We start from the raw sequence: 22,410 nt of genomic DNA on the forward strand, positions 1-22,410 counted from the left end.
CAGATATCGGCGGGCATCTAACGCAGCGTGTGCAGGGGCGTGTCGAACTGGAGGCGGGGCAAGCCATTCGGCATCGGACCAAAGTTTATGAAATCCGTGCGGCCGATGTTCTGGAGGTCAAAGGCCCGGGCGGCACCGTGCGCATTGACGGCGGCGGGATCACGCTGGAAGGCGTGACGATTCGTACCAAGGGGCCGATCACTCAGCAGACCAGGGGAGCGAGCAATCCCTTCGCCATCACGAGCGCACCGGCGGCCGGCAAGCCGCTTGATCGGCAGTGCGGCCGTCGCCCGGATGGCACCTGCCCACTCGGCGATTGCACGTGTTTGGGAGGTCGAGCGAAATGATCGATCTACCTGTGTCGCCGTTGCTCACATGGCAGCTCCAAGACCTTCCTGCCGATGCATTGCCCGATAGCGCCTTCCACCATCTTCTGCTGATGACCGTGCCCTTGCAGAACTCGGTCTACCGCCCACCTCCGCAGGAGGGGGAGTGGCAGCCGGCCTACGCACCCGGTGCACTGGATCTGGTCCAGGCATGGGACCCGTTTCCGCATCGCGCCTGGCTTTGGCAGCGCGGTTCGCTCGACGATATCTACGACCAGGGCCCCTTGTTGGTGGATGCGACCGCTCAGCCCGCGCTGATGCAGCACGCGCTGTCGGAATGGGCGCCCATTGGCTGTGCCGTGGTCATCGGCGCCGAAGCCGATCTGGATACACTCGCCACCCATCTCAGCAGCCTCGTGCAGATAGACTTGCCGGACCAAAGTCAGGCGAATCTCGACGTCCAGCCTCACCACCTTTTAGCGTGGCTTGATGCCCTCGACGAGGATCAGCGCAACGTATGGCTCGGTCCCGTGACCAGTCTGTTATGGCGTACCCACTGGGGGCCGGTCCAGGCATGGATGCGCCTGGATCGCACGGCCGCGCCCAGCCGTGATGGCAACGACGCGCCGTTCACCTTGCGGTCGCACGAATGGGCCCGCTTCGATGCAAACACCCGCGAGCACTTCCTGCTCAGCCGCAGCTACGACGTCCAGGCGCTGCCGCAGCACGCGCATCGCTCCCTTGGCGATATCCGACAATGGGTAGCCCAACTGCTGGAGGTCGGTGCCCAGCTCTACATCAGCGACGACGAGGTGGCGACACGTTACGTCGACCTGATGGCGCGCCATCCCTGGTTGCTCCAAGACAGACAAGCCGTCGCCATCCTCAACGACCTCACCGAATCCCCGCAGGCGCGGGTGCGCCAGCTCACCGCCTTGGCGAACACCAGGGAGTCCTCCCATGACTAAGCCCACTGCCGGCGGTTCGTCCTCAGCCCCTTCGTGCAGCTCGCGCGTGCCCATCCTGCCGATTCGCTATGCCGTTGTGCCGCGTAACGACAAAGAGCCGCTCTATCGCTATGCCGATGCCGGCTTCACCCTGGAAAAGGAATTCAAGCCGCTCAGACGCTCGGCATACACCTTGCGTGCCCTGCGGCCCGGCTACGTCTACGTGTTCATGAAAGGGGCGAAGGGCGAACAACTGGTCATCCACGAATACGATGGCGAAGGGCACTACAAGGAACTCAAGTACCGCAGCCTCGAGCAGTACCACCGCAAGGACCGCTACAAAACCGGCAACAGCATGGGTTGGGTCTGGGCCGACACCTGCGCGGACACCGCCGAAGAAGTCTGGATCAGCTACAGCCCGCACCTGTGGACCAACGCCATGACTACCAAGGTCTCGTCCGACCTGGCCACACGCAAGCGCCACATGCGCCGACTGGACATGGCTGAACTCACCTCGGGACAGAAGTCACCTTCGCGCCAGCCACATGTGCTGCCCGCCAGCGCGCTGAGCGAGTGGGTGGAAGACTGCAAGCGCAAGAGCAAGCGCTGCGACCTGAACTGGAGCAGCCACGCCAGCAAGGACGACCTGCCCATCAGCACCTTCCTGGCGCAGGGACAGCACTATCGCTTTACCCAGCCGCGGGTGCCCGTGGCGGTCGCGCTCAACGACGCCGAGGGCATCAGTCTGGATCTTGGGTTGTCCGTCGCTGCCTATCAGCATCAACTGCGCGACATTCTGCCGACGCAGCAGCCCCAGGGCGCCAAGGGGCAGGGCAAGGATCAGCCCCAAGCGCCCAGCGTGCCCGCCTGCTTCCGCCTGGATGTGGAAAAACTCAGTGCACAAAGCAAGGACTTCCACGAAAAGAACCTGATCGCCTCGCTGCTGGAGCAAACGCTTCGGGCCATGTACCCCGCCAACAAGCCCAAGCTGGACGACTTGGTCAAGCTGCGCGAGGAGCATCAAAGCAAGCAGGTGGGTGGCAAGCCCCGGGCGACGCCCGCTGAGCTGCGTTACCAGGTGCTCACCGACAAGGGCGTATCGCCCATCGGCCATCGCCTGGACGATCGCATCGATACCACACGGTACTTCGCATTCCTGGCCCAACGCGACGAGCGCGAAAAGGTATTGCGCACGCACCTGGGCACCGCGCTCGAAGCCTGCGACGACCACGACCAATGGCTGGCTACCGCAGAACCACGTCACCGCGACGAGCCCGCCAGCTTGGCGGCCGCTTTGGCCGCCTACGACCGTGACGAGAAGTCGTCCGCCCTGGGTCTGGAAATCACCTTGGCCCTGATGCTCCATCCCATGAGCCAGCCTCTGCCGGGTACAGATGACCATGATGCGCGCTTCAAGCGGTTGAGCGCTTGGCTAGACCAGCGCGACAGTCCCCTCTATCTTGCGCTTGCCCCTTACAACCCGCTCAAGGACAAGGCCGATGCGGTCGGCGTGCTCCTGAGCGGTGCCAACTCCGCCATCGAAGATTTGGCAGGGCGCTTCCCGGCTGCCGCTGGCATCACCGATCTCACTGCCGAAGTGGTCACCACCGTGACGCTCAAGCGCCTGCAGGGCAAGACCCGCTGGGACGCCAGCCGCAACCTGCGTCAGCAGGTGTTGGCCGCCGCTGGCGAAGCCAATGCCGAGAAGGCCCTGGGCCTGCTTGCTGCACGCTATGGCATCACCAAGTCGAAGCCGCTCGAAGACCCCCTCAGCAAAGAGGTGGACAAGTTCGTGAAGTCCGGCATGGCCGACTTCGAAGAGGTCAAGCGAGTGCGAGTCAAGGGCAGCCGCACTGTCACGGTAGAGGAGACGTTAATCCAGCGGGTACGCCCGAACCTGGCGTCGCTGAGGACCACGGCCGCCGGTGGTGGCGTGAACGTCGCCATGCTCTGCTTCAACGTTATTGCCCTCAAGGCTGTTTACGCGCAACTGCGCGATGATCCGTCCTTCGAAAATGCGGCGGGCTTCGCTTCCGCCATTTTGGGTGTGACTGGAGCATTGGTGGCATCGGGTGCCAGCGCGCGCTCCGCATACAAGATCATCGTGCTGCGCTACACCGCTAACGCACCTGGCATGGCGTTCGGTAACGGTGTGATGAGCTTTATTACTGGCAATCTGTTCAGTCGTTTGTTGGGGTATCCGACGATTGTCTCCGGGTTCCTTTCGGACTCTGCGAAGATGGTCCGACAGATCCAGAACGGTGATAGTACCGCTGGCTTCTATACCGCTACAGGTGGAATAGCAGTGGCGGCAGGATCTGCCTTAATCCTAGAGGCCGGTTTGGCTATCGCTGCCCCGACAGCGGTGATTCCGGTAGCTGGCTGGGCCGCTGCCGCGATTGTGCTTTTTGGGGCAGGTGTTTTTGCCGGCGGGATTTGGCTCCACGCGCAAGCAGCGGCGCGCATTCATAGCCCCATCGAACTCTGGGCGGCACGCGGCATTTTTGGAAAGCGCTTGAACGATGGTGAAAAACGCGATGGCATCAATCTGGACGCCAACGGGAAACTGCCGCCGTTTCTCAACGTCCACGAAGAAATCAAGGCCTGGTACGTCACCTATTACGCCCCTGTGCTGCTGACCAAGAAAGACGCCGAGGCCATTGGGATCAAAGGCATCGACAGCATCTGGCATCGCAAACTGTTGGAGTGGTCATATCCGGATTGGGGCAGGCTTGCGACCAATCAGGTACCACAAACCACGACCACTGTGGAATTCGCGGTCCTGCTACGTGGCTATGTCATGGGGCAAAGCCATTGGTCCGAGACCCTGGAGCAAGGCAACATCTGCGTTGTCGGTAACCCGACCTGCTATGACACACGCAGCGGCTTGGTCATCCATTTCAAGAAGGAAGTAACAGAGGTCCACCGGATGGCTTTGCGCATCTACTACAAGCCTAATCAGAGCCTGGATGAAAGCGCGCAGGCCACCGGGCAATTTCAATTGGAGCGTTGAACCGATGGCGATGACATGGCGATGACATGGCGATTTTCCGGACAAACGCGAACCGGTGTGGCGCCGGCTATCCGTGATCAGTTGGTCAGCGTTGATCGGGATGTTCTCTGTCTACGGAATCCGTCGGTGGCGGATTCCGTATTCATGGGAAAGATGTATATCTCAATGACCTTGGCTGGTGTTTTTGTCATTACGTACTTGGTATTTTTTACGGGGAATGTCAGTTCCGACCTGTTGATAGGTTACTCGATACTCATGGTGTTTCCCGCGTTTGTTTGTATTCTTGTTTGGTACCGAATCTTCTTCATCAAGCGGTTGTCCGACTTCTACTTTAACCGCAAGACGCGCAAGGTCTACTACCAGCGCAACAAGACGCTGATCGTATTCGACTGGGCACGGACCGAAGGTGCCGAATTCGTGCGTAACGAGTTCGGCGGCCGATCATTCAGCACGAATTTCGCATTGGCCTTCGGTCCACGGCCGGCGCCCGGGGATGAGAAAGATAGCACCGCCCTTTGGGTCGACAGCAATGCACCCAACGACCCGGACCCGCGCTACATCGCCCAGGTGTGGGAATACATCTGCCAGTTCATGGAGAAGGGCCCCGATCAGTTGCCGCCGCCCGGCGAACCCAACTGGTGGTATGTGCCACTGCACCGCATCTGCTTGACCCCGGCCGAAGCCTGGCGCCACTACGCGCCATGGCGCACAGGTGAGCCGGGCGAGCGGCAGGGTAAGAAGAAGTGGCTGTTGCCCATGTGGCTGATTCTGTTCCCCTACAACCTGTTCTCCGCCTTGTGCTGGTACGTGGTGTGCCGCGTGTTCAACGTGCGCAGCGCACCGCCGCCGGCAGAAGCCTTGGAGCGTTGAACCGATGGCGATGACATGGCGATTTTCCGAACAGACGCGAACCGGCGTGGCGCCGGCCATCCGCGATCAGTTGGTCAGCGTTGACCGAGATATGCTGTGTTTGCGGAATCCGTGGGCGGCAGATTCAGTATTCACATCTAAAATGTATGCATCCCTTAACATTCTGATGTTCGGCTATTTGTGCTGGTTGCTAATAGGGAGAGAAAGGTTCGGGGTACTTTTCTGGACCATGTTGGCTTGCACCATTGGATTTGGTTTATTTGCAATCTTGCTTTCTGGGTACCGCATATTCTTTATCAAGCGGCTATCCAACTTCTACTTTAACCGCAAGACGCGCAAGGTCTACTACCAGCGCAACAAGACGCTGATCGTATTCGACTGGGCACGGACAGAAGGTGCCGAATTCGTGCGTAACGAGTTCGGTGGTCGCTCCTTCAGCACGAATTTCGCGTTGGCCTTCGGCCCGCGGCCCGCGCCCGGTGACGAGCAGGAACGAATTGTTCTGTGGGTCGACAGCAATGCCCCCAACGACCCGGACCCGCGCTACATCGCCCAAGTGTGGGAGTACATCTGCCAGTTCATGGAGAAGGGCCCCGACCAGTTGCCGCCGCCGGGCGAACCCAACTGGTGGTACGTGCCACTGCACCGCATCTGCCTGACCCCGGCCGAAGCGTGGTGCCACTACGCACCATGGCGTACCGGCGAGCCGGGCGAGCGACAGGGTAAGAAGAACTGGCTTCTGCCGATGTGGCTGATTCTGTTCCCCTACAACCTGTTCTCCGCCCTGTGCTGGTATGTGGTATGCCGTCTCTTCAACGTGCGCGGCGCCCCACCACCGGCGGAAGCACTGACGCAGTGAGCGTCAACGTGCTGCGCCGGATGAGACAACGCGGTCATCCTGATTGGAATTCACCATCACCCCATCGGTCTCTAAGCGGCCGACTCACTATGTTAAGGAGTGCGCTGGCATGAATAGCTCCAGCCCCAAAGCGACGACCCATGAAGTCGATGATCGACCTAGCGTGGTTGGCTTTGGCGATCGGCATCTTTGCTGGTATTCGCCTGTTCGCCAGTAAGCGTGAAGAGAGTCAGTCGTAGTCCACATCAAAAGGAGCTTGATATGCGCCCTGTCGTACTCGTCGGTCATCGACACAGCTGTCCCATCCACGGTGAGGGCACCGTCGTGAGCGGTGCATCGTCTGCCACCGTTGGCGGTCGTGCAGTTGCGCGTGTGACTGATCGCGTCAGTTGTGGCGCCGTCATCGAATCCGGCTCGCCTGGCACCAGCATCGAGGGGCAACCCGTGGCGCGCCAGGGCGACACCACGAGCCATGGCGGTACCCTGATCGAAGGCGAAGAGGGTTGGACGGTGGAGTGACTGCCACCGACAACGCAGTCATGGCAAGAGATTGCCTTGCCGTGATCGAAGTCTCTCAAAGAAAGACGAATCGCCCTGCGGTGATGTAGGCAAGGAGACGCAATGAAAAACGATGATAAGCCATCGGTGGGAATGACGCAGTCTGGTGCCGACGGCCCTAAGGACGACCACACCGGCGGCACCAGCTTTCGGCGTATCAGATTTCCAGACGGCAGCTCCGTGTTCGAAGGTCTGAATGGCCTGCAGGTGCTCGTGTCTGAGTCGGGCAGCATGAGCTGGAATGCCACGGAGGCAACGTGGATCCGGGAAGGTAAGGTTGGCATTCTTGGTTTTTTCGATAGTGCCCCCATGTGCATCGCACGCGGCACCGGGCGGCACCGCGCAATCGGCGCATACCGCCGCTCAGCGCATGTACAACCCGCCGTTGATGTCCCAGCACGCGCCGTTCGCGAAGTGCGCGTCGCCCGACGCGAGCAATACGGCTGCATCCGCAACGAATGCCGCCGATCCGAGCTTGCCGCCCGGCAGGCTCGCCAGCACCTGACGCAGCTTTTCCGGCGCGACGCTTTCATACACGATCGGCAGGTCGAGCGGGCCCGGCGAGATCGCGTTGACGGTCACGCCCTGCGCAGCGAGATCGCGTGCGAATACCTTGGTCAGCGTCAGCGTGCCGCCTTTCGCGGCCGCGTAGTGCGCGCCGGTCGCCGAGCCGCCGTTCTGCCCGGCGAGCGATGCGATGTTGACGATGCGGCCCGCGCCACGCTCCGCGAAATACCGGCCGAACACCTGGCAGCCGAACAGCACGCTGCGCAGGTTCACGTCGATCACCTGGTCGAACTGTTCGGCCGTGATCTCCATTGCCGGCACGACCTTCGAGGCGCCCGCGTTGTTGACGAGCACGTCGATCGTGCCCCAGCGCGCGACGAGCGCATCGCGCGCGGCTTCGAAATCGCGTTTCGACGTGACGTCGAGCGGTAGCGCGATCGCGCGTTCGCCACTCGGGTCGAGGTCGCGCGCATGCGCGTGAATGGCGTCGGCGGCGATATCGGCCAGCGCGACGCGGTAGCCGGCCGCATGAAAGCGCTCGGCGATGACGGCGCCGAGCCCGCGCGCGGCGCCGGTGACGAGGACGACTCGATCTGACATGGTGCGTAGTTCCCTGGTTCGCGGGTGCGCGCCGGAGGACGCGGCACCCGCATCGTGATTCATGCGGCGAGTGCCGCCTCGAAGTGCGCCGCGATCGCGCAGACCCGTTCGTCCGCGCCCTTGCGCCCGACGATCTGCAGGCCGGCTTTCAGCGGCGAACCGGCCAGCGGTAGCGGCAGGCTGAGCGCCGGATGGCCGCTCAGGTTGAACGGCCGGATCAGCGACGACATCGCAATGACCGACACGCCGTCGCGTGCCTGTTGCAGCGTGATCGGCAGCGCGGGTAGCGTCGGCAGCACCAGCACGTCCGCGTGTTCGAGCGCGGCATCGACCTGCGCGGTGAAGCGTGCGCGAACGGCTTCGGCTTCCGCGAGTGCCGCGGGTGTCGTCGCCGCGGCCGCGCGCAGGCGCGCATCGAGATCGGCGCCGAGCCGGCCGGTTTCGACCAGATGGCCGAACGCGCGCGACGTTTCCGCGTTGATCACGGTGAGCCCGGCCGCGAACGAGGCCGGCATGTCGTCGAGTACGACGGCGTGCGAATGCAGGCCCGACGCGCGCACGGCCGCATCGAGCGCGGCGGCGATCGCCGGATCGGCTTCAACGGTGACGTGCGCGACGGTACAGCCTGCCGCGGACGCCGCCGCTTGCGCACGATCGAAACCCGGCGCGATCGCGGCCATCACCGCGACGAGCGTGCGGATATCGCGCGCGAACGGCCCGACGCAATCGAGCGTCGTGTCGGCGGGCGCGACACCGCGCCGCGACACGCGGCCGAATGTCGGCTTCAGCCCGGCCACGCCGCAGCACGCGGCCGGCCCGCGAATCGAGCCGCCGGTATCGGTGCCGAGCGCCGCGTCGACCGCGCCGAGTCCGACGAGCGACGCGGACCCGCTCGACGAGCCGCCGGGAATGCGCGTGGCATCTTGCGGATTGACGGGCGTGCCGGTGTAGTCGTTGATGCCCGTCATGCCGAACGCGAGTTCATGCATGTTCGCCTTGCCGGCGATCTGCCAGCCGGCGTCGAGCAACAGGCGGACCACGTCCGCGTGTCGGGCGGCCGGCGGCGCGTCGGCGAGCGAGCGGCTCGCCGCGCGGGTCGGATGGCCCGCGATGTCGATCGTGTCCTTGATCGCGATCGTGGGGCCGGGGCCGCCGAGCGTGAAGGTGTCGATGAAGCCTGTCATGGTCGGTATCGTGCGAAAGCGGTGGAATGCATCAGGACCGTGGCGCGGCGGCGAGCGGCCACGGGCCGTCGAGCACGCGTTCGGTGCGGAAATGACGGATCAGCCATGCGCAGCCGCTGGCGGCCGGCGCGAAATCGACGGTCAGCCGCGCGGCGATCAGTTCGGCCGTGCCGTCCGCGTAGCGCGACGCCTGCAGCATGATCCAGCGGCCGCGCGCGCTTGCGTTGCCGGTGCCGATCTCGATCGACTCCGACGTCAGGAAGTGCAGGTTCGCCGAGAAATGCGGGTCAGGCGGCAGGTAGCGTCCCAGCATCGCGACGATCGCGTCCGTGCCTTCGACGCGGCCGAACTTCTGCGCGTATTGCGGGCCGATGCCTTCCCACACGGCGTCGGCGGTGAACAGCCCGGCGAGCGACGGGCCGTCGCCGGCATTCTCGGGCACGTCGCACAGCGCCATGTAGCGCGTCATCGTCGCGCGCACCGCGCGCTCGGCGTCGAGCGCCGCCATGCGCTGCACGAGCGCGTCGATCGGATCCGGTGACAGGTCGGCCATCGCGTGCCTCACGCCGCGGGCTTCGCGGCCGGCGGCACGGTCAGCGCGCGGCCGACGCGTGCTTCGATCTTGCCGTAGCGCCACAGGTTGTATTCGCCGACCGGCGTCGTGCGGTACAGGTTGCACACGGCGACCGTCGTGTCGAAATCGGCGACGTCGGCCATGATGTAGAACGTCCACGGCGCGCCGTCGGCCTGGCCGACCACGAGGCGGTCGTCGTCCATCACGCCGAGCACGCGCACGCCGGGCATCGCTTCGACGGCCGCGAGCATCGCACCGTACGCCTGCCACACTTCGCCGATTTTCTCGCGCGGCAGGTCGAAGAAGTTCTGCGACACGCCGCAGCAGAACAGGACGCGCAGCGGCAGCGGATTCGAGTCGGACATATCAGGTTCTCCAGGGGAAAGGGTCAGGCGCATGAACCGGCCGGCGACGATGGTTCGGCATCGGCGTCATGCACGTTGAAAAACAATTCGGTCGACGCCGGTTACAGATAGCCGGGAAACGGCGTCACGCCGGTGAACACCGCGCCGGCGCCGTCGAAGTTGCCCTCGCCGAGAAACGCGTGCTGCGTGACGACCATCGCGTCGCGCAGCAGCCGCTGCAGCGGATGCGTGCGATAGATCGCCGCCGTGCCGCCGAGGCGGTACGCGCGTTCGACGACGCTCGCGCCTTCGCGTGCGATCTGCGTTGCCGCGAGCCGCAGCAGGCTGACCTGGTCGGGCGTCACCGGGTTGCCGGCGAGGATCGATTGCCATACGGTGTCGGTCGCATCGTAGAAGAACGCGCGTGCCGAGCGCAGTTGCGCCTCGGCCTTCGCGAGCTCGATGCGGTAGTACGCGCGATCGGCGAGACGCGGCGCACCGGTCGTCGTCTGCCGGCCACCGGACATCCGGTTCACGACGTCGAGCGCGGCACGCGCGAGGCCGAGGTTCACGACGGCCAGCACCTGCGCCGCATACGCGACGGTCGGGTAGCGGTACAGCGGCTCGTCGACGGTCGGTTCGCCGCCGCGCACGAAGGTCCACGCTTCGGGCACGAAGCGGTCGTTCACGCGCAGGTCATGGCTGCCGGTGCCCTGCATGCCGACCACGCTCCAGTTCTCGACGATCTCGACGTCGGCCGCGCGGAACACGGCCGTGCGCGGCTTGTTCGGTGCGGCGTCCTGCGCGCCCGGCACGGCGATGCCGACGCCGAGCCAGTCGGCGCCCTTGCAGCCGCTCGCGAATTTCCACGTGCCGTTCACGCGCCAGCCGCCCGGCGCGGCTGGCGCCGGCTGCACCGGAAACAGGCCGCCCGCGAACACCTGGTCGGGGCCGCTCGCGTACAGCTCGGCCTGGGTCTCGAGCGGCAGCGCGGCGAGATAGACGTTCGCGGAGCCGAAGCTCGCGACCCACGCAGCCGAGCCGTCGGCGGTCGCGATCCGTTCGATCATGTCGAGGAACGCGGTCGGCGCGAGCGCATCGCCGCCGAAGCGGCGCGGCGTGCCCGCGCGATAGATGCCGGCCTGCTTGAACAGCGCGATCACGTCGCGCGGCACGTGCGACAGGCGGTCGAATTCCTCGCGACGCAAGGCGACGGTTTCGAGCACCGCGTCGAGCGGCGACAACTGCGCGGCAGCGGCGCCTGCCACGGGCTGGGAGGACGGCGCGGGTTCGATCGCGAGGGCGGCTTGCGGCATGGTTGTCTCCTGGGCGGATAAGGGTTCGGATGCGGGGCGGCATGCGTGCTGTCCTGGGTGGCAACACGACGATGCGACCAGTCTAGAAACGCCGAAAACACGCAGCAATTGGTGCGTTGGGCCGCGCGACTGGTGAGGTTCCGTGCCGGCCTAAAGAAATCTTCAGATGCGATCGGCGTGCGCCGGTGCTATGTTGGGTTTCCGGCCGCGCGACGCCGCGCGCCTTCATCCGGATCCGATCATGAGTTTCCCCGACGAAGACGATTTCCACCGGCTGCTCGATGCGCTGACGACCTGCGTGCTGCTGCACGACGCGCAGACGAAGGCGATCGTGTGGGCGAATCGCGCCGCGTGCATCGCGCTCGGCTTTTCCGTCGAGGAATTGCTGCCGCTGAAGGCGCCGGACATGACGCGTCCCGAGCCGAAATACCAGCGCGAGATCGCGGTGAGCGCATGGGATCGCGCGCTCGTCGACGGGCCGCAGGTGTACGAATGGTGCTATCGATCGCGTACGGGCGTCGACATGCTGTCCGAGGCCACCGCGACCTACGTGCCGCTGCGCGGGCACGACGTCGTGATGGTGCAGTTTCGCGACATCAGCGCGGAAGAGGCGGTCCGCCAGCAGTTGCGCCGCTACGAGGCGCGGCTGCGCGAATTCATGCAGGATCTCGACGAAGGCATCGCGGTCGTGACGCCGCACGGCGGCGTGCAGTTCATCAGCGAGTCGGGGCGCCGCGTGCTCGGGCTCGCAGCCGACGAACCGCTCGGCGAGGTGCTCGACTACTGCTCCGCGGCCGATCGCGACCGCCTTGTCGCACAACTGCGCGATGCGCCGTCGGCGTACCCGTCCGCGCCGCAGCGCTACCGGATCGTGCGGCGCGACGGCTCGTCGTGCTGGCTGCGCATCCTGTGCCGGCAGGTCGAGATCGAAGGCGATCTCGACGGGCTGCTCGTGCAGTTCCGCGACGTGAGCGACGAAGTCGCGATCGAGGATGCACGCCGCGCCGAAGCGCGCCTGCTCGAACACGCGGGCCGCTACAACGCGATGGGCGAGATGGCGAGCGTGATCGCGCACGAGCTGAGCCAGCCGCTCGCGGCCGTGCGCAACTTTATCGAAGGGGCCGTAAGGCGGCTGAACGGCAATGGCACCATCGACGACGCGATCTGGGGGCTGCGCAGCGCCGACCGGCAGGCCGAGCATGCGGCGCTGATCATCAAGAGCGTGCGCGAGTTCATCGTGAAGCGCGAACCGGTCGTCGCGGTTGCCGACCTGCGGGACATCCTTGCCGATGTCGCTTACTTCATCGAGCTGCGCGCGAAGGAGGCCGGCGTGACGGTCGCGATCGTGCAGGCCGGCACGCCGCTGCCGATCCGCTGCGAGCGCGTGCTGATCGGGCAGGTGATCCTGAATCTCGCGTTCAATGCGATCGAGGCGTTCGCCAGTTGCGAGCGCACGCCGCGTACGTTGACGCTCGGTACGGCCGACATCGCCGGGCACGCGGAGCTGCGTGCGATCGATAACGGTCCGGGCATTGCCGACGGTGCGCACGACCGGCTGTTCGACGGATTCTCGTCGTCGAAGGCCGGCGGCAACGGCATCGGGTTGTCGCTGTGCAAGAGCATCGTCACGCGTCACGGCGGGCGGATCGCGGCGAGCCCGGCCGACGGCGGCGGGCTCGACTGCCGCGTGACGTTGCCGCTCGCCGGCACGCACGCGTAGCCGCTGTGTCGCGTCACGGCCGGGCAGCGACGCGCGGCGCACGATCAGCGCCCCAGCGCCCGCGCGGTCTGGCCGCCGATGCCGAAGTCGGTGTTCGGAATGTCCTTGATGATCACGCGCGTGGCCTGCAGCGGTGCATCGAGCACGTTCGCGCCCGCATCGGACAACGCGGCGATCAGCGCGCGCTTCTGTTCGTCGGTGCGGCCGGCGATCAGGATCGCGACGATCACCGGCAGCGACGGCGGCGCGCCGTTCGCGGCACTGCGGCCGCCGAGGCCGATATGCGTCGCGGGCAGTTCGGTGAGCAGCACGCGTACGGATTCGGTCGGTGCACCGATCGCGTCGACGGTCGCACCGGTCAGCCGCGCGATCAGCTCGGCCTTGCGCGCGTCGTCATGGCCGGCCGGCAGGAAAACTTCGAGTGTGGGCATGGTGGTCCGCAAAGGTGAAGGTCACCGGTTCACCTTTGCACGTGCAGCGGTGAACCGGCCACGGCTTACAGCAGGAAGCCGATCGCGCTGAGTGCTTCGGTCGAGTCGATCAGGCGCACGACCTTCTCGGCGATCCGCATCTCGCCTTCGGCATCGACGTGCAGCTTGTGCGTGACGTCGGCCGCGAACAGCGTCGCGACGCCGCGCTTGTACGCGACGACGACCTGCGCCGATTTCAGCTCGACGGTGTCGGCGCTGCCGCTTTCCAGCGTGAAGCGCGACACGGTACGCACCGTGCGTGCCGCGTCGGCGGCTGATGCCGAGTAGCCGGACACCATCCGCTGCACGCGCTTCTCGCGCATGTCCTGGTCGTCGAACACGTAGTTCAGTGTGGCGGCGAAATCGGTCGTGTCGGGATCGATCGGTACCACGTAGTGGCCGGCCGGATCCCACAGGTCGAGCCATGCGCGGTAGTCGCGGCGGTCGAGCATCTCTGCTTCGCGCCACACGAATTCGACCGCGCGGGCGAAGGTCTGCTCGGAAAAGAGGGCGTTGCGGTCGTCCATTATTGCTGCTCCATCATCTTGCGCCATTGCTGGTAGGCCTCGCGCATGCCGGTCTCGTCGGTCGCATGGGCGGTCTTTTCGCCGTTCGCGGCGGTCGTCTCGCGGTTCAGCCCGCGGTTCACGAGGATCGGCACGTCGGGGCCCGCATGCGCGCCGCGCTGCACGCGTTCCCACGCTTCCGCGTCGTCGGGGCTGCCGAAGCCGAACGGGCCCTGGAAGTGCTCGTGAATGCGCAGCCGCTCGCGGTTCGCCTCGTCGGGGCCGCCGTCCATCGCGAGCGCGACGTGGCGGATCTCGGTTTCGTTCGCGGCGATCGGCCGCAGCACGCGGAAGAACGCCATCGACAGCGCGAGGTTCGGGAACAGGTTCAGGTTGAAGCCGACGCCCATCAGCGAGCGCACGATACGGCGCACTTCCTCCGGCGAATGGCGCTCGGCGAGCTTCGCCGCGAGCGGTGCGAAGCGCTCGGGCAGCGGCGCGCCGTCGTCTTCGTCGAGGTCGATCAGCTCGGGCATCAGCACCGCGAGGCTGTGGCCGTTGCCGAGCCCGCGGCAGAATGCGTCCTCGCTCGTCATGAAGCTCGTGATCGCGGCTGCCGTCTCGTCGTCGATCGACTTCATCCACGATTTGTGCACGACCGGGAAGTGGTAGAGGTCGGTCGTGTTCTCGAGCTGGATCTTCCAGTTGCCCTTGAACTTGAACTTGTGCTCGCCGTTCGCCTTGATCGGGTAGCCGGCGCCCTGTTTCATGAACAGGTCGATCCACGGCTTCGCGCCGCCGAGGAAATCCTCGAGCGATTCGATCGCGTCGTTGAAGCTCGCGAAGATCAGCCCCTGGTACACGCCGACGCGCAGCTTCACGAGCGGCAGGTCGCCTTTCTCGCACACGCCTTCGTAGCCGTCGCCGTACGGCAGCGCGCGCAGCGTGCCGTCGAGCGCGTACGACCAGCTGTGATAGGGGCACGTGAAGCCCTTCGCGTTGCCCTTGTGCGATTCGCACACGGTCGCGCCGCGATGGCGGCAGCGGTTCTGCAGCACGTTGATCTCGCCGGTCTTGTCGCGCACGACGATCACCGGCTGGCGGCCGATCGTCGTCGTGATGAAGTCGCCCGGGTTCGGCAGCTCGCTCTCGTGCGCGACCCAGATCCAGGTGCGGTAGAAGATGCGGTCGAGCTCGGCTTCGAACAGCACGGGATCGTGATACATCGCCGATGCGATGCGGTCGGGTTGCGCGAGACCGTGCAACGCACTGGTGTCGATCGTCTGGTAGGAAATGTCGCTCATCGTCGTCGTGGGGAAAGAGTCGCGAAATCGGGCCGCGTCATGCGCGGTATCGAGTACCCAGTCTCGTCTCCCACTACATATCCGTCAAATTGATCTAAAATTAGCTGGTCAATAAATGCGGCAAATAATGGAGGCAACGATGACGTCGGTCGATCATCTCGATCTGAACCTGTTGCGCGTGTTCCAGGCGATCGTCGAGGAACGCAGCCTGACGAAGGCCGGTGAGCGGCTCGCGCTGTCGCAGCCGGCCGTCAGCTATTCGCTCGGCCGGCTGCGCACGCTGTTCGACGATCCGCTGTTCGTGCGCACGCGCTCGGGCATGCAGCCGACGCCGGTCGCGCTCGAACTCGCGGGGATCGTCGGCAAGGCGCTCGACATGGTGCGCGTCGCGTTGCGCTACGCGGAGCGCTTCGATCCGGCAACCAGCACGCGCACGTTCCGGCTGTCGCTGTCGGACGCGGGCGAGATGGCGTACCTGCCGGCGATCTGCCAGGCGCTGCGCGAGCGCGCGCCGCGCGTGACGCTGAGCGTGCAGCCGCTGCCGGTGGAGGAGATCGAGGAGGCGCTGCGCGCGAGCCGGCTGGATTTCGCGATCGGCAACTTGCCGGAGCTGATGCCGCGCACGCGCCACCAGGTGCTGTTCGAGGAAACCTACGTGTGCATGACGGGCCGTCGGCGCGGGTTGCCGAGCGGGGGCGCGCTGAGTCTCGACCAGTTCGTGCGCGCCGCGCACGTCAACGTGAAGTCGGTCGAGCACAGCCATCACGCGCTCGACGACGCATTGCGTGCACAGGGCGTGGGCCGCAACATTGCGCTGGAAGTACCGCACTTCGTCGCGCTGCCGAGCGTGTTGTCCGTCACGGATCTTTACGCGACGCTGCCGAAGCGGCTCGCGCAGATCCTGAACCGCGACAACGCATTCCGCCTGTACGACCTGCCTGTCACGCTGCCGCCCGCGCCGGTGACGATGCACTGGCACGAGCACTTCCATGAAGACGAAGGCAATGCGTGGATGCGCATGCTGCTGACCGAACTCGTCGAGCGTTTCGACAACGCTTGACCGATGAGGACGCGAGCAACGCGTGGATGCGCGCGTTGCCGGCTCGAACGCGTTGGGCGGTTCAGCGACACGGGACGTCCTGAACGGGCGCTGCTCGTGCAGACAGCATCAGAGATCGAGCACCAGCACCGCCGAGCGCGCCCGCGACACGCAGCAGCAGATCACCGTATTGCTCGCGCGTTCGGCCTTGCTGAGGCAATGGTCGCGATGATCGGGTTCGCCGTCGATGACGGGCACCATGCAGGTGCCGCACACGCCTTCGCCGCATGACGTATCGACTTCGATGCCGATCTGCGCGAGCGCGTCGACGATCGACGTGTCGGGCGTCACGCGCACCGATTGGCCGCTGCGCTGCAGCCGGACTTCGAAGCCGTCGGCCGGGCCGGCGCCGGCTTCGGCGTGGCCCGCATCGGCGGCGGCGGGTTCCGCAGCGAAACGTTCGAGATGGATCGAGTCTTCGGGCAAGCGCGTCGCGGCCGCCGCGACGACCGCGTCCATGAACGGTCCCGGGCCGCACGTATAGACATGCGCGTGCGCATCGATCGACGCGACGCAGCGGTCGAGTTCAACCGCGAGCGCATCGGGCTCGACGCCGTAGTGGAACGTCACGTGCGACGCGAACGGCTCGGCCGACAGTTCATCGATAAAGGCCGCATGCTCGCGGCTGCGTGCGAAGTAGTGCAGTCGGTAGCGCGCGCCGCGCTTGTGCAGCGCGTACGCCATCGACAGCAGCGGCGTGATGCCGATGCCAGCCGCGATCAGCACGTGCTCGCTCGCGTCATCCGTCAGACGAAACAGGTTGCGCGGCGCGCCGATCGACAGCTCGGCGCCGACGGCCACGTCGTCGTGCAGCGACCGCGAGCCGCCGCGCGACTGCGCTTCCTTCTTCACCGCGAACAGGTAGCTGCCACGTTCGTCGGGGTTGCCGCACAGCGAGTATTGGCGCGTGATGCCGGACGGGGCGGTGACGTCGATATGGGCGCCCGGTTCGTACGCATCGAACGGCTGGCCGTCGACGCGCGAAACCCGGAAACAGCGGATGTCCTGCGCCGCGTCGATCAGCGCGTCGATCCGGACCTGGTGGCGGTTCGCTTGCATGGGAAATTCCGTGGGGTACGAGGAAAGCGGCGCGGCAGACACCGCGCCGTCATGCGATCGAGAATAGGGATGGGCATCGCATAAATCAAATCGATTAAAAAGCGATACCTGAATCAGCGGGATGGATAGTGGTAGGATGGTGCAAGTGTGCTCAGCGCGCGGCGATCGCGTCGCCCGCACCGGCTGCCAGCGGTGCCGCTGCCGATGCGTGACCGCGTTCGCGATCGAGGCTGCGGCGATAGTGCCGGCAGCCGGCGGCGAGCAGCAGCGCGGCGAGCGTGGCTGCCGCGACGTTGACGATCGACATCGAATGGCCGACCGCGGCCGGTGCGCCGAATACGCGGTCGGTGAACAACGCGACGACGGTCGTGCCGATCCCGAGCGCGATCAGGTTCGACACGAGCAGGAACAGCGCGGAGATCTGCGCGCGCATCTGGTTCGGCGCGAGCGTTTGCATCGCGGCGGTCGACGTCGGCATCGGGAACGACGCGAAGAACATCGCGACCACGAGCATCGCGAGCGACGCGGGCAGCGAGTCGAGTTGCGTGAACAGCGTCGCGGGAATCACCATGCAGGCGGCGCCGATCGCGCCGGCGCGCATCGGCGCATCGGCACGGCCGCGCCGCAACAGCCAGTCGTTGAGCCAGCCGCCGCAGAACACGCCGGCCGTATTCGCGACCAGCAGCACGATACCGAGCGTGTAGCCGGCTTCGACGGCTGTCATCCCGAAATGTCGGATATAGAACGCGGGCGTCCAGCTCAGCAGGCAGTACAGCGTCATCGCGTAGAACGAGAAGCCGAGGTAGTGGCACGAGAAGGTCGCGCGATGCGTGCCGACGAAGCGCAGCGAATCGCGCATCGACACGCGCCGCACGGCGCCCGAGCGATCCTGCGCGAGCCCCTTGCGCTGCGGGTCGCGCACGGTCACGGCGAACAGCAGTGCAACGAGAATCCCCGGCAGCCCGACGATCAGGAACGTGACCTGCCACGCATGCACCTGCCCGACGACCGGCAGCGTGAACGCGCTCGCATGCTTGAGCAGCGCGATCACGTAGCCGCCGATCAGGAAGGCGACGCCGCCGCCGATGAACGAGCCGAGCGAATACACGGCGATCGCGCGCCCGAGCTTCTCCTTCGGGAAGTAGTCGGCGAGCATCGAATACGCGCCGGGCGACAGCGCGGCTTCGCCGACGCCCACACCCATCCGCGCGATGAACATCTGCACGAAATGCTGGCTGAGCCCGCACGCGGCCGTCGCGACGCTCCACAGCGCGATGCCGATCGAGATGATGCGCGGGCGCGCATAGCGGTCGGCGAGATACGCGACGGGCAGCCCCATCACCGCGTAGAACAGCGAGAACGCGAAGCCGTTGAGCAGGCTGAACTGCGTGTCGGACAGGTGCAGGTCGCGCTTGATCGGCTCGATCATCAGCACGAGGACCTGGCGGTCGACGAACGAAAAGACGTACGCGAGCATGCAGATGACGACGACATACCATTCGTACGTATAGCGCTTGCCGTCGGCAGCGCGGGCCGTGGATGCGGACATGCGGATTCTCCAGGAGCGGGCGGTTGAAAAGCGCGGCAGCGGCCTTGCGGGCCGGGCGCCGTCGCGGCGCGAAAGCGTGCGGGTGACACGATCGGAGACGCAGCGTAGTCGGCCAAATTCGGCCGCCATAGCCGGAGTGACAGCGGCGCCACACGGACATTTACCGACCCGGATAAAGAAAACACCGAGGCCGTGCGCACGGGCCGCCGCGCGGCGCGCGTGCGGCGGGGCGCGCGCGCATCATGCGGCGCATCTATAAGCGTTATAGAGCGCATTGCGTCGACGTCCGAAATTGTCGTTCCTAGACTCGGCCCGTTTTTGATCGGCAGCGTTGGCCGCTTGCGGCGAACGCGCATCACACCACGCGGCGCGACGCCGACCGGCGCCGGCATTTCTACGGGACGACGAAGATGAACCAACCGAACGGGCGGGCCGACCGGCTTGCCGTACCGCTTGCCGCGCTGCTCGCCTGCATCGCGCTGCCGGCCGCCGCGCAGTCGAGCGTGACGCTCTATGGGCGCATCGACACCGCGATCGAATACGCGAACGCCGGGCCGAACCACGTGACGCGCATGGGCAGCGGCAACCTGTGGGCATCGCAGTGGGGGCTGAAGGGTGTCGAGGATCTCGGCGGCGGCTACGCGACGATCTTCAAGCTCGAGGACGGCTTCAACGCCGGCAGCGGTGCGCTGTCGAACAGCAGCGCGCTGTTCGGCCGCGAAGCGTGGGTCGGCATCACGGGGCCGTTCGGCGGCGTGCAGTTCGGCGAGCTTTACACGATCCTGCATACGACGCTCGTCACGTACAGCCTGCCCGGCCTTGGCGCGGGGCTCGCATGGGGCAACGCGACCAACAACTTCGTCGGGCCCGCGTTCCTGCGCGTGCGCAATTCGATGCGCTACACGTCGCCGCGCTACGCAGGCTTCCTGCTGCGCGCGATGGCCGCGCGCGGCACCAACGGTGCGGCCGGGCAGCCGGCGGCGCTCGGCGATACGTACGGCGCGGGCGTCAACTACGTGCACGGCGGCCTGTCGGTCGACGTCGACTACATGCAGCAGAAGTTCAGCCCGGTGGCGGCGGCCACGCTCGGCGACACGAGCCCGGCCGCGAACGGCAACTACACGCTCGGCGCGGTTTCGTACGACTTCAACGTCGTGAAGGTCGCCGCGCTGTACATGCGCCATCGCGGCGGCCCCGACGTCGCGACCGCGATCGACAGCCAGAGCGCGTATCCGCACAGCGACATCATGGAACTGAGCGCGACGGTGCCGATCGGGCGCGCGTCGCTGCTGTTGAGCGTCGGCCATTACCGGAAGGTCGCGGACAGCGACGGCAATGCGGATTCGTACGGCATCCGCTTCGACTATCCGCTGTCGAAGCGCACGGTGCTGTACACGGGCGCCGCGATGGTGCGCAATGGCGCGCATGCGCGCTTCGTCGTCAACGGCGCGGCGGGCGGCGGCGTCGCGGTCGCGAAGCCTGGCGCGACCGCGAGCTCGATCGTCGCGGGCATCCTCACGTCGTTCTGAGCGTGCCGGCGGGCACGCGCCCGTGCGCGGGCCCGCTTGCGCCGCTACGCGCAGGCGGGCGGCTGCGGTGCGAGCCATGCGTCGAACGGCGCCTGCTGCCCGATATTGAACAGTTCGAGCAGCAACGCGCGCAGCCAGCGATGGCCGGGGTCCGCGTCAAAGCGCCGGTGCCAGTACGCGTTGACGGCCCATTCGCCGGCGCTCGCAATCTCGTACAGCACGCACGGCTGTCGCGCGGCGAACGTGATCGCGATCGTCTCCGGCAGGATCAGCGCGTAGTCGCCGTCCTGCAGCAGCGCGGGCACCACCATGAAATCGGGCAGTGCCGCACGCACGCGCGGCATCAGCGCGTGCCGTTCGAGCAGTTGCATCGACTGCGGATGCGACGTGACGGCGACGAAGCGCAGCGCGTCGGGCGCGGTACCGTCGAGCACGAAATCGTCGGACAACCCGACGCGCTGCGCGGTGCGTCGCGGCATCAGCAGCACGCAGCGCTCGTGCAGCAGCGCGGTGCGCTGGAAGTGGCTCGACGCATCGGCGAAATGCCCGAGCGCGAAATCGATGCGCCCCGATTCGAGCGCGACGTTGAGCTGGCACTCGTCGACGTGCAATGTCTCGATCACCGCACCCGGCGCGCGCCGGTCGAACGCGGCGAGCAGCGTCGGCAGGAATGCGCTCGCCGCGAAATCGCTCATGTGCAGGCGGAACACGCGCTGCGTGCTGTCGGGCGTGAAGCGCGACCCTTCGTCGAGCACGTCCTGCAGGATCGCGAGCGCCTTGTCGACCGAGATCGCGAGCCGCTGCGCACGCGGTGTCGGCTCGACGCCGGTGCCGGTACGCACGAACAGTGCGTCGCGGAACATCAGCCGCAACCGGCCGAGCGCATAGCTGACCGACGGCTGCGTGACGCCGAGCCGCAGCGCCGCGCGGCCGACGTGCCGCTCCTCGTAGACCGCGCGAAACGTCTTCAGCAAGTTGAGATCGAGATCCTGCACGCGCAGGCCGTCGAGCGAGTCGGCATCGTGCGCGGAAGGTTCGGGGCGGGCCGGCGTCGCCGGGCGGCCGGGAGCGGAGTGCGTCATCGTGGTTGCCTCGCGGTGACGGAAGGCGCGTGGCCGTAACGCCGCGCATACGCCTTCGCGAAATGGCCGAAGCCATGGATGCCGTGCGCGATCAACACGTCGGTCACGCTGCGTGCGTCGCCACGTTGCAGCGCCGCGTGCACGGCCGCAAGCCGGCGCTCGCGCACGTACGCGGCCGGCGTGGTGTGCAGGAACGCGCGGAATGCGTGCTGCAGCGTGCGCGGGGCGACACCGGCGACGGCCGCCAGTGCGGCCAGCGAAAGCGATTCGCCGAGATGCGCGTCGACGTGGCTGCATGCGCGGCGCACGTGCGCCGGCAACGGCGGCGTGCCGCGCGCGAGCGTGTCGCTGTACGAGTGCGGCAGGTGCGTGAGCAGCAGCGACATCAGCCACGCGGTGAGGTCCGCGCCGAATACGGGCGACGCGGCGCCGATGCCAGGCTGCACGCCGAGCCGGCACAGGTATTCGAAGGTCGGCAGTACGAGCGCGGCGCCCGTGCCGCCGCTTGCGAGTTCGAATTGCAGCGGCCGTGTGAGCGTTGCCTGCAGCAGGTCCTGCAGCTTGCGTTCGAGTGCGCCGCGTTCGAGGCGCAGCACGAGGTTGCGGCAATCGGGGCTCGTGCGCAGGCAGCTCGCGAGCGCGGGCGACGACACGGTCAGCTCGCCGGGCCCCGCGCGTGCGGCGATCCTGCCGGCCTGCAGCTCGCACGTGCCGGCGAGCGTGAGCCTGAACAGGAAGTGATCGGTGTCGTCGCCGAAATCGATACGCGTTTCGCGGCCGTAGCAGAGTTCGAGCAGCGCGCCGTGATGCAGCGGCACTTCATACAGCTCCGCATGAAACGGATCGCGGCCGTACGCGGCCATCCGGTGCGGCCCGAGCCGGTGCGCGACCGCGCGCTCGACTTCGTCGGGCGCCTGCAGCGCGCCGAGCCGGTTCGGCGCATGGCGGGAAAGGGCGATGTCCATCGATAGGCCTCGTAACGGATGCAGGGGCG

At 66.2% G+C, this 22,410-nt stretch carries 20 protein-coding genes and 1 pseudogene; 9 read left to right on the forward strand and 12 right to left on the reverse strand.

All coding sequences use genetic code 11. The features are described 5' to 3' along the window. The 6 genes and pseudogenes from U5809_RS09790 to U5809_RS09815 all read left to right on the forward strand — a co-directional run. Positions 1–347: pseudogene (locus U5809_RS09790) on the forward strand (type VI secretion system tip protein VgrG); the annotation flags it as partial. Beyond that, the gene (locus tag U5809_RS09795; protein ID WP_322086329.1) at positions 344–1,294 is read left to right on the forward strand and encodes a DUF4123 domain-containing protein; all 951 of its coding nucleotides are present in this window, start codon (positions 344–346) and stop codon (positions 1,292–1,294) included. The pseudogene U5809_RS09790 and the gene U5809_RS09795, both read left to right, overlap by 4 nt. Next, positions 1,287–4,286: a T6SS effector BTH_I2691 family protein gene (locus tag U5809_RS09800; RefSeq protein WP_322086330.1), complete on the forward strand. Its 3,000-nt coding sequence runs from the start codon at positions 1,287–1,289 to the stop codon at positions 4,284–4,286. Before U5809_RS09795 ends, U5809_RS09800 begins: the two co-directional genes overlap by 8 nt. Before the next feature lie 15 nt (positions 4,287–4,301). Beyond that, positions 4,302–5,156, forward strand: a complete 855-nt coding sequence (locus U5809_RS09805; RefSeq protein WP_322086331.1) for a DUF6708 domain-containing protein — start codon at positions 4,302–4,304, stop codon at positions 5,154–5,156. Between the two features lie 4 nt (positions 5,157–5,160). Further along, entirely contained in the window at positions 5,161–6,015 is an 855-nt protein-coding gene (locus tag U5809_RS09810; protein WP_322086332.1) for a DUF6708 domain-containing protein, read from the forward strand. A 261-nt stretch (positions 6,016–6,276) separates the two neighbouring features. Next, a complete protein-coding gene (locus U5809_RS09815; RefSeq protein ID WP_322086333.1) occupies positions 6,277–6,534 on the forward strand; it encodes a PAAR domain-containing protein in 258 nt (85 codons plus the stop codon). A 402-nt stretch (positions 6,535–6,936) separates the two neighbouring features. Here U5809_RS09815 and U5809_RS09820 read toward each other — a convergent pair whose 3' ends face one another. The 5 genes from U5809_RS09820 to U5809_RS09840 form a co-directional block, all read right to left on the reverse strand. Continuing rightward, complete coding sequence (locus U5809_RS09820) at positions 6,937–7,680, reverse strand: SDR family NAD(P)-dependent oxidoreductase (protein ID WP_282507659.1); 744 nt, start codon at positions 7,678–7,680, stop codon at positions 6,937–6,939. A gap of 59 nt (positions 7,681–7,739) precedes the next feature. Further along, positions 7,740–8,864 (reverse strand): amidase, encoded by a 1,125-nt coding sequence (locus U5809_RS09825; RefSeq protein WP_322086334.1) that lies wholly within the window; start codon positions 8,862–8,864, stop codon positions 7,740–7,742. Positions 8,865–8,895: 31 nt separating this feature from the next. Further along, positions 8,896–9,417, reverse strand: a complete 522-nt coding sequence (locus tag U5809_RS09830; RefSeq protein WP_322086335.1) for a nuclear transport factor 2 family protein — start codon at positions 9,415–9,417, stop codon at positions 8,896–8,898. Positions 9,418–9,425: 8 nt separating this feature from the next. Next, positions 9,426–9,803 carry a hypothetical protein gene (locus U5809_RS09835; RefSeq protein ID WP_011356094.1) on the reverse strand — a complete coding sequence of 126 codons (378 nt, stop codon included), beginning with the start codon at positions 9,801–9,803 and terminating at the stop codon, positions 9,426–9,428. A 101-nt stretch (positions 9,804–9,904) separates the two neighbouring features. Further along, a complete protein-coding gene (locus U5809_RS09840) occupies positions 9,905–11,098 on the reverse strand; it encodes an acyl-CoA dehydrogenase family protein (protein WP_282507656.1) in 1,194 nt (397 codons plus the stop codon). Between the two features lie 166 nt (positions 11,099–11,264). On the opposite strand from U5809_RS09840, the gene U5809_RS09845 reads away from it, so the two are divergent. Continuing rightward, positions 11,265–12,818: a sensor histidine kinase gene (locus tag U5809_RS09845; protein WP_322086336.1), complete on the forward strand. Its 1,554-nt coding sequence runs from the start codon at positions 11,265–11,267 to the stop codon at positions 12,816–12,818. Positions 12,819–12,862: 44 nt separating this feature from the next. Here the strand turns inward: U5809_RS09845 and U5809_RS09850 are convergent, their stop codons facing one another. The 3 genes from U5809_RS09850 to U5809_RS09860 form a co-directional block, all read right to left on the reverse strand. Beyond that, a complete protein-coding gene (locus tag U5809_RS09850) occupies positions 12,863–13,249 on the reverse strand; it encodes a 2-hydroxymuconate tautomerase family protein (RefSeq protein WP_322086337.1) in 387 nt (128 codons plus the stop codon). Positions 13,250–13,314: 65 nt separating this feature from the next. Next, complete coding sequence (locus tag U5809_RS09855; protein WP_322086569.1) at positions 13,315–13,818, reverse strand: aromatic-ring-hydroxylating dioxygenase subunit beta; 504 nt, start codon at positions 13,816–13,818, stop codon at positions 13,315–13,317. Then, on the reverse strand, positions 13,815–15,098 hold the full coding sequence (locus U5809_RS09860; protein ID WP_322086338.1) for an aromatic ring-hydroxylating dioxygenase subunit alpha: 1,284 nt from the start codon (positions 15,096–15,098) through the stop codon (positions 13,815–13,817). The genes U5809_RS09855 and U5809_RS09860 overlap by 4 nt, the downstream gene beginning before the upstream one ends. Before the next feature lie 139 nt (positions 15,099–15,237). Between U5809_RS09860 and U5809_RS09865 the strand changes: the two genes are divergently transcribed. Continuing rightward, positions 15,238–16,158: a LysR family transcriptional regulator gene (locus tag U5809_RS09865; RefSeq protein WP_322086339.1), complete on the forward strand. Its 921-nt coding sequence runs from the start codon at positions 15,238–15,240 to the stop codon at positions 16,156–16,158. A 108-nt stretch (positions 16,159–16,266) separates the two neighbouring features. On the opposite strand, the gene U5809_RS09870 is transcribed toward U5809_RS09865, so the two are convergent. Together U5809_RS09870 and U5809_RS09875 are read right to left on the reverse strand one after the other, a co-directional pair. Beyond that, complete coding sequence (locus U5809_RS09870; protein ID WP_322086340.1) at positions 16,267–17,256, reverse strand: PDR/VanB family oxidoreductase; 990 nt, start codon at positions 17,254–17,256, stop codon at positions 16,267–16,269. Between the two features lie 151 nt (positions 17,257–17,407). Then, positions 17,408–18,805 carry an MFS transporter gene (locus tag U5809_RS09875; RefSeq protein WP_322086341.1) on the reverse strand — a complete coding sequence of 466 codons (1,398 nt, stop codon included), beginning with the start codon at positions 18,803–18,805 and terminating at the stop codon, positions 17,408–17,410. 410 nt (positions 18,806–19,215) lie between these two features. On the opposite strand from U5809_RS09875, the gene U5809_RS09880 reads away from it, so the two are divergent. Next, positions 19,216–20,334, forward strand: a complete 1,119-nt coding sequence (locus tag U5809_RS09880; protein ID WP_322086342.1) for a porin — start codon at positions 19,216–19,218, stop codon at positions 20,332–20,334. 44 nt (positions 20,335–20,378) lie between these two features. Here the strand turns inward: U5809_RS09880 and U5809_RS09885 are convergent, their stop codons facing one another. Both U5809_RS09885 and U5809_RS09890 read right to left on the reverse strand, forming a co-directional pair. Then, positions 20,379–21,416 (reverse strand): LysR family transcriptional regulator, encoded by a 1,038-nt coding sequence (locus U5809_RS09885; RefSeq protein ID WP_322086343.1) that lies wholly within the window; start codon positions 21,414–21,416, stop codon positions 20,379–20,381. Beyond that, positions 21,413–22,381 carry an AraC family transcriptional regulator gene (locus U5809_RS09890; protein ID WP_322086344.1) on the reverse strand — a complete coding sequence of 323 codons (969 nt, stop codon included), beginning with the start codon at positions 22,379–22,381 and terminating at the stop codon, positions 21,413–21,415. Before U5809_RS09890 ends, U5809_RS09885 begins: the two co-directional genes overlap by 4 nt. Between the last annotated feature and the right edge of the window lie 29 nt (positions 22,382–22,410).

Source organism: Burkholderia sp. BCC1999 (genome assembly GCF_905339975.1).
In the GTDB taxonomy this organism is placed as follows: Bacteria; Pseudomonadota; Gammaproteobacteria; order Burkholderiales; family Burkholderiaceae; genus Burkholderia.

What these genes read in the sequence shown, in the direction of transcription:
- U5809_RS09810 (WP_322086332.1), top strand. Translation starts at nt 5,161, where the DNA reads ATGGCGATGACATGGCGATTTTCCGAACAGACGCGAACCGGCGTGGCG.
- U5809_RS09870 (WP_322086340.1), bottom strand. Translation starts at nt 17,256, where the DNA reads ATGCAAGCGAACCGCCACCAGGTCCGGATCGACGCGCTGATCGACGCG.
- U5809_RS09885 (WP_322086343.1), bottom strand. Translation starts at nt 21,416, where the DNA reads ATGACGCACTCCGCTCCCGGCCGCCCGGCGACGCCGGCCCGCCCCGAA.
- U5809_RS09835 (WP_011356094.1), bottom strand. Translation starts at nt 9,803, where the DNA reads ATGTCCGACTCGAATCCGCTGCCGCTGCGCGTCCTGTTCTGCTGCGGC.
- U5809_RS09850 (WP_322086337.1), bottom strand. Translation starts at nt 13,249, where the DNA reads ATGCCCACACTCGAAGTTTTCCTGCCGGCCGGCCATGACGACGCGCGC.
- U5809_RS09845 (WP_322086336.1), top strand. Translation starts at nt 11,265, where the DNA reads ATGCGATCGGCGTGCGCCGGTGCTATGTTGGGTTTCCGGCCGCGCGAC.
- U5809_RS09875 (WP_322086341.1), bottom strand. Translation starts at nt 18,805, where the DNA reads ATGTCCGCATCCACGGCCCGCGCTGCCGACGGCAAGCGCTATACGTAC.
- U5809_RS09890 (WP_322086344.1), bottom strand. Translation starts at nt 22,381, where the DNA reads ATGGACATCGCCCTTTCCCGCCATGCGCCGAACCGGCTCGGCGCGCTG.
- U5809_RS09795 (WP_322086329.1), top strand. Translation starts at nt 344, where the DNA reads ATGATCGATCTACCTGTGTCGCCGTTGCTCACATGGCAGCTCCAAGAC.
- U5809_RS09820 (WP_282507659.1), bottom strand. Translation starts at nt 7,680, where the DNA reads ATGTCAGATCGAGTCGTCCTCGTCACCGGCGCCGCGCGCGGGCTCGGC.
- U5809_RS09815 (WP_322086333.1), top strand. Translation starts at nt 6,277, where the DNA reads ATGCGCCCTGTCGTACTCGTCGGTCATCGACACAGCTGTCCCATCCAC.
- U5809_RS09830 (WP_322086335.1), bottom strand. Translation starts at nt 9,417, where the DNA reads ATGGCCGACCTGTCACCGGATCCGATCGACGCGCTCGTGCAGCGCATG.
- U5809_RS09805 (WP_322086331.1), top strand. Translation starts at nt 4,302, where the DNA reads ATGGCGATGACATGGCGATTTTCCGGACAAACGCGAACCGGTGTGGCG.
- U5809_RS09825 (WP_322086334.1), bottom strand. Translation starts at nt 8,864, where the DNA reads ATGACAGGCTTCATCGACACCTTCACGCTCGGCGGCCCCGGCCCCACG.
- U5809_RS09880 (WP_322086342.1), top strand. Translation starts at nt 19,216, where the DNA reads ATGAACCAACCGAACGGGCGGGCCGACCGGCTTGCCGTACCGCTTGCC.
- U5809_RS09840 (WP_282507656.1), bottom strand. Translation starts at nt 11,098, where the DNA reads ATGCCGCAAGCCGCCCTCGCGATCGAACCCGCGCCGTCCTCCCAGCCC.
- U5809_RS09800 (WP_322086330.1), top strand. Translation starts at nt 1,287, where the DNA reads ATGACTAAGCCCACTGCCGGCGGTTCGTCCTCAGCCCCTTCGTGCAGC.
- U5809_RS09860 (WP_322086338.1), bottom strand. Translation starts at nt 15,098, where the DNA reads ATGAGCGACATTTCCTACCAGACGATCGACACCAGTGCGTTGCACGGT.
- U5809_RS09865 (WP_322086339.1), top strand. Translation starts at nt 15,238, where the DNA reads ATGACGTCGGTCGATCATCTCGATCTGAACCTGTTGCGCGTGTTCCAG.